The sequence below is a fragment of the Rhodococcus sp. BL-253-APC-6A1W genome (assembly GCF_012843405.1).
Classification (GTDB): Bacteria; Actinomycetota; Actinomycetes; order Mycobacteriales; family Mycobacteriaceae; genus Rhodococcus.
This window is the reverse complement of record NZ_JABAFB010000008.1, coordinates 239,626-253,149: the sequence shown is the minus strand read 5'-3', so window position 1 is coordinate 253,149 and position 13,524 is coordinate 239,626. Positions and strand designations below refer to the sequence as shown.

Sequence of the window (13,524 nt, the reverse complement as noted above, 5' to 3'; positions counted from 1 at the left end):
GTCCGAGTGGCGGAATGGCAGACGCGCTAGCTTGAGGTGCTAGTGTCCTATTAACGGACGTGGGGGTTCAAGTCCCCCCTCGGACACTCCCGGCAGTTCCACGAACTGCAACCACACGAGGTCACGAACTCGAAAGAGATTGTGGCCTCGTTTTTCGTACGTCCGCACCCGAATGCCTCGCACGAATCCGACCGCATGTCGTCGCCTTCATCGTCCTTCACTCCTCTGACTGCGCAGCGATCGTCCGGCTCGGTACCCCCACGCACAGCTGACAGCCGGACACGCTCCCAGTCTGGGCGTGAGCACCGTTCGGCGAGCTCGGGAGCGCATCCGTTTCCGGCCGGATCGCCGAGCGCCGGCGAGACCGCCGGAATCCCGGCCCGCTCCGTGAGGGGGTTTTGGGGTTTGGATTCTGCATTTCCAGGGTTTCCGTATGGTGCGGTATTTCATTTCTCGCTCTGCCGGTTGCCGAGCTCGGTCGGAAGTCGACGTCAAGGGCACATGCCCGCCCGGAATCGGAGTAATCGGAGCGGTGCAGGGGTACCCGACGGCATGTCAACCAGCTCTCGAGGCCCAGGCGAGTCGAATCCCGACTACTCCCCCTCCCCGCAGCGCAGCGGCGCCTCCGTCCCTTCGTCGGGCACAACGCCGGACCCCGACTCCCCTGGTGATCTGCACCCCGACCTCGAACGGCGTAAAGGCATCAGGCACACCCGGACCGGTGCTCTCTGGAGTGCACTGCTGGCCGGCATCCTGATCTTGCTGTTGCTGTTGGTGTTCATCCTGCAGAACCTCGACAGCATCACGCTCGAACTGTTCGGGTGGGACTTCTCGCTGCCGCTGGGTGTGGCACTACTGTTCGCCGCGATCGCCGGAGCGGTGATCGTCGGACTCACCGGGGGCCTGCGGATCCTGCAGCTTCGGCACGCAGCCAACCGGCAGCGCACACTCACCACCGGACAGTAGGACGGAGACGAGTACGGCGGCCGAGAACATCAGCCGCCGTACCGCTGCGTGAGTTCGGCCCCGATCCGCGCGAGCGCACGCTGCACGGTGTCAGGAGCGAGCACCTCGACCGCCCCACCCCAACCGGCCAGATTGCGAGCGATGTCACGCGGGCTGGGTGCAGCGATCCGGACCCGGCTGCGCCCGTCGTCGCACTCGGCGTCGACGTGGCAGTGGCGACCGAAGTGGTCACGCAGGATCGGGACGTAGCGGGTCTCGATGAGGACGGTCGCCCAAGTCCCGGAACGCTTCTGCTCGACCTCGCCTACCACCTCGTTCCACGCCCGGTCGAGCGCGAAGTCGTCGGGACGTTCTGCGATCTCCTCGGTTGCTTCGACCTCGGCGATCCGATCGACGCGAAAGGTGCGCTGCCCACGCTCGGTGCCCGCGATCAGGTACCAGGTCTCGTCCTTGTCGACGAGGCCCCACGGAGCGACCGAGCGCACCGAGCGGTCCCCCAGCGCGTTGGTGTAGGTGAGTCGCACCTTCCGGCGACGCACCACGGCATTCTGCAAGACGTCGACGGTGTGCGGCCGCGGCCGGTCGAGCCGGCTCCACCCCGTGCGGTCACTCATCACGGCACCGGCAGCCGCTTCCGCGTCGGCCCGAAAGGTCTGAGGAAGGGCGCGGACGAGCTTGCGCAGAGCGGTCCTGGCCTCCCCCGAGATCGCGGCCGACGGACCGACCAGCAGAAACAGCGCCTGCGTCTCTGTGGCCGACAAGCCACTCAGGTCCGTGCGGGCGCCGCCGACCAGTGCCCAGCCACCACCACGCCCGGGTTGCGGGTAGACCGGAATCCCGGCGATCGACAGCGCTTCGAGGTCACGTCGGGCCGTCGCCACCGACACCTCGAGTTCGTCGGCGAGCTGCCCGGCGGTCACCCGCCCCCGCTGCTGGAGAAACAGCAGGGCCGCGACGAGCCGGTCTGCGCGCATGGCCCCAACTATCCCCGTAAAAGTGCTCAGTTGATGAGCACTTCGAGGAGAAAAGTGGATCTCACCGGAAAGAAACGAGAAAGGAACTGCTGCCATGCTGCGAGGACTGACCACCACCAATTTCGTCGTCGACGACCTCGACTCTGCCGTGAGCTGGTACAGCGAACTGCTGGGCATCGAGCCCTACTTCGTCCGTGAAGCAGAGGGGACGACGGCGTACGCAGAATTCCGCATCGGCGACTTCCAGCACGAACTCGGATTCGTCGATCGGCGGTTCACCCCTCCGGGCCGAGGCAGCGCGGAACTCGGCTCGGCGCTGACCTACTGGGCCGTCGACGACGTCGAGGCGGCATACGAACGCTTGCTGTCGATGGGCGCCACGCCACACGAGGACGTGACCGAGCGCGGACCGGGGTTCGTCACCGCGTCGGTCGTCGATCCGTTCGGCAACGCGCTCGGCGTGATGTACAACCAGCACTATCTCGACGTCGTCGAGTCGACGAAGGGCTCCTGACATGGATGTCGTGGCGAGCAACGCCGAGGAATGGCGCGCATGGCTGGACACCCACGGCCGGTCCGAGACCGAAGTGTGGTTGATCATCGCGCACAAAGGCAGCGGAAGGCCGAGCCTGCGATATCACGAGGCGGTCGAGCACGCACTCTGCTACGGATGGATCGACGGTCTGCACCGCAAACACGACGCACACAGCTCGCGGCTCCGGTTCAGCCCCCGGCGGCCGAGGAGCACGTGGAGTGCGCTGAACCGGGAACGCGCCGAGCGGATGGTCGCGCAGGGTCTGATGACCGAGGCAGGGCAATCAGCGATCGACCTCGCCAAAAAGCGGGGCACCTGGCAGCCGACGCCCGGCACAGCGCCCGTCGATCGGCGCGAAGGGGCGCAGGTCCGGGACCGTCGCCGCTGAGTCGGATCATCGGACGAGTGAGGCCCCGAACCATGTCGGTTCGGGGCCTCACTCCGTGCTGTCGGCGTCCGCGACAACCGTTCAGGGTCGGCGTCCCTTGCGGAAGTAGCGGATCGGTCCGAAGAAGTTCACCGCGATCACCAGCGCCCACTTGAGTTTGCTGCCGTTGACCTTCTCCGCCGGACGTGTCGCGAGGTCCGCCCAGGCCGTCGCCGCCAACGACAACTGCACCGACGCGAGTGTCAGAACCAGTGCCTGCTTCCACGGAGGCATCTCGGCAAACCTGGTCTTCTTCGACGTCCGTGTCGTCACGGTCCGGCTCATCGTTTCCTCCTGGTGTGGCATAGCGATCACGGGCGCGACAACCACGCCCGATATCATTATTGGTACAGCACCACACGGAAAAGGCAGATGAACCCCCAAAGCGACACCCTGACTTCGACCAGCGAGACCTTCGGTACCGATCGCATCGATCCCGCCGACCTCGAAATCTGCCTGAGAGTTCTCGACCAGGCCGCCGAACTCCACGCCGAGCATCCGGACGCCGTGACCGTGCAGCGCGCGGTCGGGCACATGTTCAAGAAGTTCAAGCAGATGCGGCGTAAGGAAACCCGTGGGCGCAAGGCCGCGGCGGACCGAGAGGTGATCTCGGCGACGGCCACCGGGTCTCCCCAGCGGATCGACGACGAAACCGCCGGGGTCCCGATCACCTCCTCGACGAGCGGTGCGAGTGCGGGTACGCTGTTGCGTCCGCGCCCCTGCTACATCTGCAAGGACCGCTACACGCAGGTGGATGCCTTCTACCACCAGCTCTGCCCGTCGTGCGCGGCCGAGAACCACGCCAAACGCGACGCCCGCACCGACCTGACGGGTCGCCGCGCGCTGCTCACGGGCGGTCGTGCCAAAATCGGTATGTACATCGCGTTGCGACTGCTCCGCGACGGCGCCCACACCACCGTGACCACCCGGTTTCCCAACGACGCGATCCGCCGTTTCTCCGCGATGGAGGACAGCGGCGACTGGCTGCACCGATTGCGTGTGGTCGGAATCGACCTCCGCGATCCCGCCCAGGTCGTCGCACTTGCCGAGGACGTGGCCGCGCAAGGCCCTCTCGACATCCTCATCAACAACGCGGCCCAGACCGTGCGCCGCTCCCCCGGTGCCTACTCGGCGCTCGCCGACGCCGAATCGGGCCCCTTGCCGGCGGGACCGCTTCCCGAAGTGCTCACCTTCGGGAAGCCCTCCGACGCGCATCCGGCGGCGCTGACCGGTGCACTGCCCGCGGAGTTGTCCGGTGACGCGCTGACCTCACTCGCGCTCGTGGCCGGGTCGGCGACACCCGAACGGGTCGCCGCCGGCATTGCGGTCGACGCGGGCGGCCTGCTTCCCGATCTCGTGCACACCAACAGCTGGGTGCAGACCGTCGGCGAAGTGGAACCGCTCGAGCTTCTCGAGGTGCAGCTGTGCAACTCGGTGGCACCGTTCATCCTGGTCAACCGGTTGCGGCCGGCCATGGCGGCCTCCCCCGCCCGCCGTAAGTACGTCGTGAACGTCTCCGCGATGGAGGGTCAGTTCGCCGGCCGCCGGTACAAGGGCGCCGGGCATCCGCACACCAACATGGCCAAGGCCGCGCTGAACATGCTCACTCGCACCAGCGCCGAGGAGATGCTCGAGGACGGCATTCTCATGACGGCAGTCGACACCGGCTGGATCACCGACGAGCGTCCCCACCACACCAAGATGCGACTGGCGGAGGAAGGGTTCCACGCTCCTCTCGATCTGGTCGACGGTGCGGCCCGCGTCTACGACCCGATCGTGCAAGGCGAGGCCGGTACGGATCTGTACGGCTGTTTCCTCAAGGACTACCGTCCCGCCCCGTGGTGATGCTCCGGGTGTCGGCCCGCGTCTGCGACCGGGCCGACACGAACACGGTTTGGAGGCCCGTTGCACACCGTCAGGTGACGCGAGCGGACCTCGAGCACGGAGATAATGGACAAGGTCGTCGCCGTTCCACCGCCCGAGGAGAGTTATGTCTGTCGCTGTGGTCCATACCGATAGCCCGGAGGGTCGTGCCGCACTCGTCGCCGCAGCGCGTGAAGCGGCCGATCGGGACGAGCGGCTTGTCGTCCTTCACGTTCTCGACGACGACGGTGCTGTCGCCCGGGCACAGGAGGAGAAGGTGCGCGCCGCCGTCCGCGAGGTCCTCGGGAACGACGACTGGGATCTGTGCACCGAGGTGCACGACGGTGATCGCGTCGGCGCCGTGATCGATCTCGTGGCCCGCACCGGAGCAGAACGAGTCGTGGCGGGAAGCCGCGGCAAGAACGCGGTCGGCAAGTTCCTCCTCGAACGCCCGCTACAGCGGTTGCTGATCGAGGTCGGGGTTCCGGTCCTGATCGTCAAGGCAGCGTGAGCCGGATTCGGGAGTGCCGGTAGTTCACCCGACGCCCTGAGGCGTCACGCTCGCGGTCGGTTCTGCGACGTCCCACGGATGTGACGCGCTTCGCACCCGGACTTACCCGGCAGTAGGGTGAGTCACATGACTGCCTCACGTGACCTCGACATCGTCGTCTACGGCGCCACCGGATTCGTCGGGCGGCTGACCGCTGCCTATCTCGCCGCGCACCTGCCCACCGGCGTCGCCGTCGGACTGGCCGGCCGGTCCGCCGATCGACTCGAGAAAGTGCGTGTGGAGTTGGGCACCGACTGGCCGCTGATCGAAGCCGACTCCGACGACCCGGTCTCCCTGGCGTCACTGGCACGCGCGACGCGCGTGGTCATCAGCACCGTCGGCCCGTACGCCAAATACGGTCTGCCACTGGTCGAAGCGTGTGCCGAAGCCGGAACCGACTACGTCGATCTCACCGGCGAAGTGCTGTTCCACCGGGAGAGCATCGATCGATTCGACGACGTCGCCCGGCGCACGGGTGCACGCATCGTCCACTCGTGCGGTTTCGATTCCATCCCCTCCGATCTGGGCGTCCACGCGCTGTTCCGGGCGGCGGAGGCGGACGATGCCGGTGCCCTCACCGACACGACGTTCGTACTGACGTCGCTGCGCGGCGGGGTCAGCGGGGGCACGATCGACTCGCTGCGACTGCAACTCGACGCCGTGCGCAAGGATTCTGCCGCCCGCAAGATCGCGGCCCGGCCGTACTCCCTGTCCCCCGACCCCGCACAGGAACCCGACCTCGGGCGCCAGAACGACTTCGCGATGGTCGACGGCAAGTCGATCGCCCCGGAACTGTCGGGCTGGAAGGCGCCGTTCGTCATGGCGTCCTACAACACGCGGGTCGTGCGCCGCAGCAACGCGCTCACCGGGTGGGCGTACGGGAAGAAGTTTGCGTACCGGGAGGTCATGAGCGTCGGCTCGTCCGCGTTCTCTCCGGTCCTCGCCGGCCTGGTCGCGGCGGGGAGCGGAGCACTTGCGGCAGGATTGGCGTTTCCGCCCACCCGTTTCCTGCTCGACAAGGTGCTGCCCGCTCCGGGTGAAGGCCCGTCCGAGAAGACCCGGGAATCGGGCCATTTCACCGTCGACCTCTACACGACAACAGAATCCGGCGCACGCTACACCGCACGGTTCGCAGCGCAGGGCGACCCCGGCTACAAGGCGACCGCTGTCATGCTGGCGGAGTCTGCGCTCTCGCTCGCCTCGGGTGGGTCCGCCCTGCATGCGGGCGGCGGAGTCCTCACGCCTGCGGTCGCATTCGGCGACGTACTGACCGAGCGCCTGCGCGACGCCGGTTTCGAAATCTCCGCACGCCGCCTCCCCTGACCGAGGTCAGCCGCTGGTCCTGGCGGCGTTGCCGGCGTCGACGGGGATCACGACGCCACTGAGGTGAACGCTGTCCTCGGCCGCCAGGAACAGCACTGCCCGCGTGACTTCGAAGGGATCGAGCCACGCGACGGGTTGCACGTGGAGGGAGCGGAAGACCGGTTCGACGTCGTCGGCTGTCGGGGATTCCAGATCCGGACGCATGTGGCCGTAGAGCGTCTCGTTGTGGATCATGGGGGTGCTGATGTTGCCGGGTGCGACAGCGTTGACCGTGATGCCGTGCCTTGCGAGATCGAGTGCGGCACTCTTGGTCAGGCCGATCACGCCCCACTTCGAGGCGGAATAGGCGGCAGTGTTGGTGCCACCCTGACGGCCCAGCATCGAGGAGACGGTCACGATCCGGCCGTAGCCGCGTTCGATCATTCCCGGCGCGACCGCTCCGATGGTGTTGAACACTCCGGTGAGATTGCTGCCGAGGACTTCGTCCCACTGTGCGGTCGTGGTGTGCTGAACCGATCCCATGAGCGTCACCCCCGCGTTGGCGACCGCGATATCGATCCGGCCGAACGCGGAGATACCCGCCTCGACAGCGGCGTTCATCGCGTCCCGATCCCCCACATCGCCGTGCACGACCACGGACCGTGTCCCGGCCTTCTCGACCATGCGAGCGGTCTCCGCAAGATCGTCGGCAGTGGCCATCGGGTAGCTGAGAACGTCACGGTCCTCGCAACGATCGAGGAGAACGACGTCGGCTCCACGCTCGGCGAAGGCCACCGCGTGCGCACGGCCCTGTCCTCGTGCGGCGCCGGTGATGAATGCAACTCTGCCTTCGAATCCGTTCACGCGATTCCTCCAAGTCGTTCCGGTGTGCCCGTAGATCCGCCAGTAAGCCACGGGGCCCCGAACCGTCTCCCGCCGGTCTCACACATCGGGATTACCGGGCGGTGCCGAAACGGCTTTCCCAGATTTTCCGGTGGACGCTGTTGCTGTCGGCGGAACGGGTTATGCTCGACCGGTCGCCGCGAGCAGTGGTGACATCGACGACATCCGAGGACGGTAGCGTGCACGCGACGAGCATCGAGGCGGCTCCGGCCACCATGCTTGCGCTCATGCCGTTCTGGCCTACGCGTCGTGGCGCGTGTTTCGACTGTCTGTGTTGCACCGAGGTCTGTTGCTGAGCGGTTCGACCGCTCCTTTCGGTTCTCACCACCGAGCACAGCTCGGTTACTTTCGGACTTCGGAGCTCTGCTCATGTTCAATTTGCTCGTATTCACCCTTGTCGGCGTCGGTGCGCAGCTCGTCGACGGCGCCCTGGGCATGGCGTTCGGCGTCACCGCGACCACCCTGCTGATCTTCAGCGGTGTCGGTGCCGCTCATGCGAGCGCGGCGGTGCACCTCGCAGAAGTCGGGACCACGCTGGTCTCCGGCGCGTCGCACTGGCGGTTCCGCAACATCGACTGGAAGGTCGTGCTGCGACTCGGTGTTCCCGGGGCGATCGGCGCGTTCCTCGGTGCGACGGTGTTGTCGAGTCTGTCGACCGAGGCAGCGGCACCCGTGACTGCCGCCATCCTGCTGGCGATCGGCGTGTACGTCGCTCTGCGATTCTCGGTGCGGCCACCGGCGGTCGCGCACGCCCGGACCTCGCCGCACACGGCGAAGTTCCTCTCCCCTCTCGGCTTCTTCGGCGGCTTCGTCGACGCGAGCGGCGGTGGGGGCTGGGGTCCGATCACGACCAGCACATTGCTGTCGCGCGGCAAAACCGCCCCCCGCACCGTGATCGGCTCGGTGAGCGCCTCCGAGTTCCTCGTGGCCGTCTCGGCGAGCATCGGATTCCTCGTCGGCCTCGGGCACGAGTCCCTCGGGAATCTGCTGGTGGTCGCCGGTCTGGCTCTCGGCGGCGCCCTGGCGGCTCCGTTCGCCGCATGGCTGGTGAGCCGGGTACCGGCCACGTTGCTGGGTACTGCCGTCGGTGGGGTCATCGTCCTCACCAACGCCTACAAGCTGCTCGGCGTCGCCGACGCCGGACCGATCGCGTCGGCCTCGGTGACGTGCGCGATCGTGGGCGCCTGGATCGCGTTGCTGGCAGTGTCGTGGAAGCGTTCGCGCCTGACTCCGGCCGAGTCCTCCGGGGCGCTGGAGCGCCTCGGTGTGCCCACGCCTGTCCCCCTGCGCGAAACTGTGATCGACGGCGCGGGGAATCCGCGCCCGTAACCGGTTCGGCCGAGCAATGTCCGCTCCCCTCGCCATACCCCACCACCGGGCCCGCCTGATCGCTACTATCCCCGGCGTGACACAAAACCGAATACACATTGTTGCCGCTCTCCTTGCGGGCGGACTGGTACTCGCGGCGTGTTCGGCGGGCTCCCCCGCGGAGGCCGAGACCGGTGGTCCTCGCGATCTCGCCGCCTCCGACTCCCCGGAGAGCAGCGGACCGGACTACGTGGCCGCGGTACGCGCCCGTTTCGTGGATTGCGAGGCGATCGGTGCGACGGTCACTCCCTATGTCGCCGGCCTCGTGTCCACACCGTCGGACAGGTTCGACCCGTCCCGGGTGTACTGCACGTGGGGAAGCCCGGGTTCGTCCGATGCCGGCGGCTCACGCGGCGTCGAGATCCTCATCGAACCGGGCAACGGTGTCGTCGCGACCGCTTCAGCCGCGACCACCGGACTCGAGATGATTCCCGACGAGCAGATCGAATCCTTGGGCGGGCTCGCCTACAGCATGTCCGTCTCGACCGCGGGGACTGCCTTCTCGGCGACGAAAGTCGAACTGCCCCAGGTGTCGGTGTCGATCACCGTCGGGGGCAGCGGCGCGCAGTCGACACCGAGTGGACCTGCCGCTGTCGAGATCACGAAGAAGCTGCTCGGGTTGTAACGCCGAGCGACCGCGGCACCGTCCACGACCCGATCAGACTGACGCGAGGGTGTCGCCGTCGACACCCCAGTGCTTCTCGAGCGCGTCCCGTCCCGCGGCACTGACCGCGAGACCACGACCGCGGCGAGCGGGCAGGACCCAACCGGCTGCGAGGGCGTGACTCGCGAGGACGGCGCCGAGTCGTCCTGCGAGGTGTGGCCGCCGCTCCGTCCAGTCGGGACACGCCCGGCAGAGCGGTCGGCGGGACGACGCGCCTGCCGCGAGGTCCAGGCCGATGTCGCCGAGCCGGATCAGCCCGAGATCGGTCGCCTCCAGCCCTCTTTCCTCGCACAACCACCCGGCCCGGACCATTGCGTCGGTCAACGCGACGCCGAGACGCCCGGCGAGATGGTCGTAGCACAGCCGTGCCTGCGCAAGGTCTTCGGCCTGACGAGATTGCCGGTACGACACCACCGGAGCAGAGGGGCACAGATGGCCGAGCTGTTCGAGCGCAGCGGCGATGGTGGGACCGGCGATGCGGTAGAAGCGTTGCCGGCCGCGCACCGTGCCCACGATGAGGCCGGCGTCGCAGAGAATCGCCAAATGCCCACTCGCAGTGGATGGGCTGACCCTCGCAGCCGCAGCCAATTCCGATGCCGGCCGACTCGATCCGTCCATGAGCGCATTGAGCACGACCGACCGCGCGGGGGCCGACAGCGCGTGCCCGATCACCGAGAAGTCTTTACTCACAACACAACTGTAGAACGGGGACAGTTCGGCGCACGCCGAAACTTTGCAGGGATACGGTGCCGACATGACTCGACACCACTACAGCGCTCACATCGAATGGCAGGGCACGACAGGAGCAGGGTACGGCGGGTATTCACGCACTCACACCGCCACCGCTCCGCCGGCAGCCCAGCAACTTTCCCTCAGCGCTGATCCGGCGTTCCGCGGGGACGCGGACCTGCTGGACCCCGAGCAGCTCCTGGTCACCGCCGCCTCGTCCTGCCAACTGCTCTCGTTTCTCGCGGTTGCTGCTCAGGCCGGCCTCGACGTGCTCTCCTACGAGGACGCCGCCACTGCGGTGCTCGATACCGGTAGCGCCCCTCCGCAGATAGCCGAAATCCGGCTCGCACCGATGATTCGCGTCGCTCCGGGAACCGATCACGAGAAGGTCCGCACCGCTGCCGCCACCGCGCACCGCGGGTGCTACATCGCGAACACGCTGAAGTGTCCCGTTCAGGTCGAGGTGACGGTGATCGACGCATGAGCACCCTCCGCGATATCGAAGTAACACTCCCCGACGAGCCCGGCGCCCTCGCGCATTTCGGTGAGCTGCTGGGCCGGGCGGGAGTGAGCCTCGAAGGCGGTGGCGTCTTCACCTTCCGAGGTACAGCGATCGCCCATTTCATCGTCGGCGACGCCGAGACCGCGAGTCGCGTGCTCGACACGGCAGGCGTCGGGCCGGTGACGATCCGGCCCGTGGTGATGCTCGCGCTCGATCAGGAGGTGCCCGGTCAGCTGGGTGCCTTCACGCGCTGCCTTGCGGACGAAGCGATCAATATTCTCGTCCAGTACAGCGACCACGACCACCACCTCGTCATCGTCACCGACCCAGCGCGACACGAGGACGCCCGACACGTCGCCACAGAGTGGACGACCCGGTCGCAGCGAAGCGGGTGACTGCGCGATCGGCACGCCCCTGCGCACCGATCGCCCGATACCCGCCACGAGGCCACACACGGTGCACTACCTTGAAGCCAGAGCGCGACCGAATTCGATTGCCCGACAAGGACAATCGGTGCATTCGCGTGGATTGTCCGCACTGGGCCGGACACGAAACCGGCATTCACCTCTAGGGAGATCTCATGTCCACTGTTCCCGCACGCCGCGCCTGGAACCCGTTTCCGGAACTGTCCGACTTCTTCGATTCGATCGGCGGGTTCCGCCCGACTCTCGGCAACAACATCATTCGCGTCGAGGACGAACTGGCAGACGGCCGCTACATCGTGCGCGCCGAAATGCCCGGTCTCGATCCCGACAAGGACATCAACGTGCAGGTGAACGACGGGCGGCTCGAGATCTCGGCCGAGCGCACCGACAAGAAATCGGACAACGGCCACTCCGAGTTCACCTACGGTTCCTACCGGCGCAGCGTCACCCTCCCGCGCGGAGCCAAGGAGGACGACATCGACGCCTCGTACGCCCAAGGAATTCTGACCGTGTCCGTCGGTATCGGCGACACCGACTCGTCCGCGAAGAAGATCGAGGTCAAGAAAGCGGACTGACGCGGACGTCGGCCTGTGCTTCCGCGTTCCTGGTGAGGACACCGCGTGCGATGAGAGCTTGCGCGCAGATATAGGTGATCATGATCCAGAAACCGGTGGCGGGCAGGGAGAACCCGTCGACGAAGGCGTTCAGCGCGATCAGCGAATCCGAGACCACGAAGACGACCGCGCCCCACGCGACGGTCCGGGACACGCCCGTCGCGAGAACCGCCATCGTGGCGATGCACGCTCCGTAGATCGTCACCGCGACGACGAGAGCCCCGGCGCCCGGCGCACACACCGCGATCAGAATCACCACTGCCGCGGCGTACGGCGCGAGAAGCCACCGGTTCGTGCGGATCACGCTGCGGTGGCGGTAGGGCAGGAACGCGGCGATATACGTGATCTGGGCACACAGGAAGAACCCGATCAGCACGAGGAATGCTGTGTCGCCGTCGAACAGGTCCGGGGCTGCGTCGCCGAGCCACGAAAACACCAGCGCGAGAAGCGTCAGTATCACCAGCCGATCCCGGGGACGCGCGGTCCGGGCGGCCACTCCGAGCGCGAGCAGCGGCATGAGCAGCCACTGAGTGGACTCGGTCACGAAGGAATCAGGGTCCACCAGCTGGGCGACGAGGTGCGCCACTGCGACGGCCGCGAACGCGACGAATGCGGCGGTAGCGGCCGCAGTGCGGTTCACCGCTCGCCGCCGTCACCCGTGGACACCGCGCTGCCGACGTTCGTAGCCGTAGCGCCGGCAGACTCTTGTTCGCCCACACCGTCGAACGCATCGAGAATTCGTTGCGCCGCCAGAGCCGCGGTGAGCGATCCGTCTTGCACCGCCGCCTCGACCTCGCCCCGGATCGCCTTGACCCGCGGTGCGGATTCGAGACGCCGCAGCAGCTGGTCGTGCACCATCGTCCAGGTCCAGTCGATCTGCTGACGACGCCGGTTCTCTTCGAATCGGCCCGCCTCGGTCAGCACGCGACGGTGCTCGAGGACGGTGTCCCAGAACGTGTCCAGGCCGCTGCCTTCGAGCCCGCTCATCGTGATGACCGGGGGTTTCCACAACGCGTCGTGCGGGTGCACGAGCCGCATGGCCCCGGCGAGTTCCCGGGCGGCGACGCGGGCGTCGCGCTCGAACTTGCCGTCGGCCTTGTTGACGGCAACGAGATCGGCCAGTTCGAGCACGCCCTTCTTGATGCCCTGCAACTGGTCGCCGGTGCGCGCGAGTGTCAGGAAGGTGAAGCAGTCCACCATGTTCGCGACCGTCACCTCGGACTGCCCGACACCGACGGTTTCGACGAGAATCACGTCGAATCCGGCCGCCTCGAGCAGCACCATGGTTTCGCGGGTGGCCTTCGCGACACCGCCGAGTGTTCCGGCGGTCGGCGACGGCCGGATGAAGGCATCGCGTTCCACGGACAATCTGGCCATGCGGGTCTTGTCACCGAGAATCGATCCGCCGGTGCGGGTCGACGACGGGTCGACCGCCAGGACCGCCACGCGGTGGCCCTTGCCGAGCAGGTACATGCCGAGGTTGTCGATGAACGTCGATTTGCCGACACCGGGAACGCCGGTGATGCCGACCCGGATCGCCCCGCCCGCCTCCGGGAGCAGGCGCAACAGCAACTGCTGCGCCTGCTCCCGATGGTCGTTGCGGGTGGACTCGACCAGGGTGATCGCCTTCGCCACGGCGGCTCGCTGTCCCGCGAGCACCGCGTCGGCGAGAGCGTCGGTATCGACCGGAGGTCTGCCCATG

17 protein-coding genes and 1 tRNA gene are annotated in these 13,524 nt (G+C 67.2%); 12 read left to right on the top strand and 6 right to left on the bottom strand.

The window, feature by feature from the left end:
• Together HF877_RS14935 and HF877_RS14930 are read left to right on the top strand one after the other, a co-directional pair.
• A tRNA-Leu gene (locus tag HF877_RS14935) sits at positions 1-86 on the top strand.
• A gap of 466 nt (positions 87-552) precedes the next feature.
• A complete protein-coding gene (locus tag HF877_RS14930; protein ID WP_169621964.1) occupies positions 553-966 on the top strand; it encodes a lipopolysaccharide assembly protein LapA domain-containing protein in 414 nt (137 codons plus the stop codon).
• A gap of 29 nt (positions 967-995) precedes the next feature.
• Here the strand turns inward: HF877_RS14930 and HF877_RS14925 are convergent, their stop codons facing one another.
• The gene (locus HF877_RS14925; protein ID WP_169621963.1) at positions 996-1,940 is read right to left on the bottom strand and encodes a YafY family protein; all 945 of its coding nucleotides are present in this window, start codon (positions 1,938-1,940) and stop codon (positions 996-998) included.
• Between the two features lie 94 nt (positions 1,941-2,034).
• Between HF877_RS14925 and HF877_RS14920 the strand changes: the two genes are divergently transcribed.
• Both HF877_RS14920 and HF877_RS14915 read left to right on the top strand, forming a co-directional pair.
• Positions 2,035-2,454 (top strand): VOC family protein, encoded by a 420-nt coding sequence (locus HF877_RS14920; RefSeq protein WP_169621962.1) that lies wholly within the window; start codon positions 2,035-2,037, stop codon positions 2,452-2,454.
• A 1-nt stretch (position 2,455) separates the two neighbouring features.
• Positions 2,456-2,863 carry a hypothetical protein gene (locus HF877_RS14915; RefSeq protein ID WP_169621961.1) on the top strand — a complete coding sequence of 136 codons (408 nt, stop codon included), beginning with the start codon at positions 2,456-2,458 and terminating at the stop codon, positions 2,861-2,863.
• 81 nt (positions 2,864-2,944) lie between these two features.
• Here HF877_RS14915 and HF877_RS14910 read toward each other — a convergent pair whose 3' ends face one another.
• A complete protein-coding gene (locus HF877_RS14910; protein WP_169621960.1) occupies positions 2,945-3,187 on the bottom strand; it encodes a PLDc N-terminal domain-containing protein in 243 nt (80 codons plus the stop codon).
• Positions 3,188-3,274: 87 nt separating this feature from the next.
• On the opposite strand from HF877_RS14910, the gene HF877_RS14905 reads away from it, so the two are divergent.
• The 3 genes from HF877_RS14905 (at position 3,275) to HF877_RS14895 (ending at position 6,638) form a co-directional block, all read left to right on the top strand.
• Entirely contained in the window at positions 3,275-4,747 is a 1,473-nt protein-coding gene (locus HF877_RS14905; RefSeq protein ID WP_169621959.1) for an SDR family NAD(P)-dependent oxidoreductase, read from the top strand.
• A 145-nt stretch (positions 4,748-4,892) separates the two neighbouring features.
• Positions 4,893-5,276 (top strand): universal stress protein, encoded by a 384-nt coding sequence (locus tag HF877_RS14900; RefSeq protein WP_169621958.1) that lies wholly within the window; start codon positions 4,893-4,895, stop codon positions 5,274-5,276.
• A gap of 126 nt (positions 5,277-5,402) precedes the next feature.
• Positions 5,403-6,638, top strand: coding sequence for a saccharopine dehydrogenase NADP-binding domain-containing protein (locus tag HF877_RS14895; protein WP_169621957.1), 1,236 nt, complete (start codon positions 5,403-5,405; stop codon positions 6,636-6,638).
• A gap of 6 nt (positions 6,639-6,644) precedes the next feature.
• Here HF877_RS14895 and HF877_RS14890 read toward each other — a convergent pair whose 3' ends face one another.
• A complete protein-coding gene (locus HF877_RS14890; protein ID WP_169621956.1) occupies positions 6,645-7,481 on the bottom strand; it encodes a mycofactocin-coupled SDR family oxidoreductase in 837 nt (278 codons plus the stop codon).
• A 408-nt stretch (positions 7,482-7,889) separates the two neighbouring features.
• On the opposite strand from HF877_RS14890, the gene HF877_RS14885 reads away from it, so the two are divergent.
• Positions 7,890-8,849 (top strand): sulfite exporter TauE/SafE family protein, encoded by a 960-nt coding sequence (locus HF877_RS14885; protein ID WP_169621955.1) that lies wholly within the window; start codon positions 7,890-7,892, stop codon positions 8,847-8,849.
• 76 nt (positions 8,850-8,925) lie between these two features.
• Complete coding sequence (locus HF877_RS14880) at positions 8,926-9,513, top strand: hypothetical protein (protein ID WP_169621954.1); 588 nt, start codon at positions 8,926-8,928, stop codon at positions 9,511-9,513.
• Between the two features lie 33 nt (positions 9,514-9,546).
• Here HF877_RS14880 and HF877_RS14875 read toward each other — a convergent pair whose 3' ends face one another.
• Positions 9,547-10,242 carry a winged helix-turn-helix domain-containing protein gene (locus tag HF877_RS14875; protein WP_206037120.1) on the bottom strand — a complete coding sequence of 232 codons (696 nt, stop codon included), beginning with the start codon at positions 10,240-10,242 and terminating at the stop codon, positions 9,547-9,549.
• Positions 10,243-10,306: 64 nt separating this feature from the next.
• Between HF877_RS14875 and HF877_RS14870 the strand changes: the two genes are divergently transcribed.
• The 3 genes from HF877_RS14870 to HF877_RS14860 all read left to right on the top strand — a co-directional run bounded on the left by HF877_RS14870 (position 10,307) and on the right by HF877_RS14860 (position 11,783).
• Positions 10,307-10,765 carry an OsmC family protein gene (locus HF877_RS14870; RefSeq protein WP_169621952.1) on the top strand — a complete coding sequence of 153 codons (459 nt, stop codon included), beginning with the start codon at positions 10,307-10,309 and terminating at the stop codon, positions 10,763-10,765.
• Positions 10,762-11,178 carry a hypothetical protein gene (locus HF877_RS14865; protein ID WP_169621951.1) on the top strand — a complete coding sequence of 139 codons (417 nt, stop codon included), beginning with the start codon at positions 10,762-10,764 and terminating at the stop codon, positions 11,176-11,178. Before HF877_RS14870 ends, HF877_RS14865 begins: the two co-directional genes overlap by 4 nt.
• 185 nt (positions 11,179-11,363) lie before the next feature.
• Positions 11,364-11,783: an Hsp20/alpha crystallin family protein gene (locus HF877_RS14860; protein ID WP_169621950.1), complete on the top strand. Its 420-nt coding sequence runs from the start codon at positions 11,364-11,366 to the stop codon at positions 11,781-11,783.
• Here HF877_RS14860 and HF877_RS14855 read toward each other — a convergent pair.
• Both HF877_RS14855 and meaB read right to left on the bottom strand, forming a co-directional pair.
• On the bottom strand, positions 11,767-12,462 hold the full coding sequence (locus HF877_RS14855) for a lysoplasmalogenase (protein ID WP_346765175.1): 696 nt from the start codon (positions 12,460-12,462) through the stop codon (positions 11,767-11,769). The genes HF877_RS14860 and HF877_RS14855 overlap by 17 nt on opposite strands.
• The gene (gene meaB / locus HF877_RS14850; RefSeq protein WP_169621949.1) at positions 12,459-13,523 is read right to left on the bottom strand and encodes a methylmalonyl Co-A mutase-associated GTPase MeaB; all 1,065 of its coding nucleotides are present in this window, start codon (positions 13,521-13,523) and stop codon (positions 12,459-12,461) included. Before meaB ends, HF877_RS14855 begins: the two co-directional genes overlap by 4 nt.
• Between the last annotated feature and the right edge of the window lies 1 nt (position 13,524).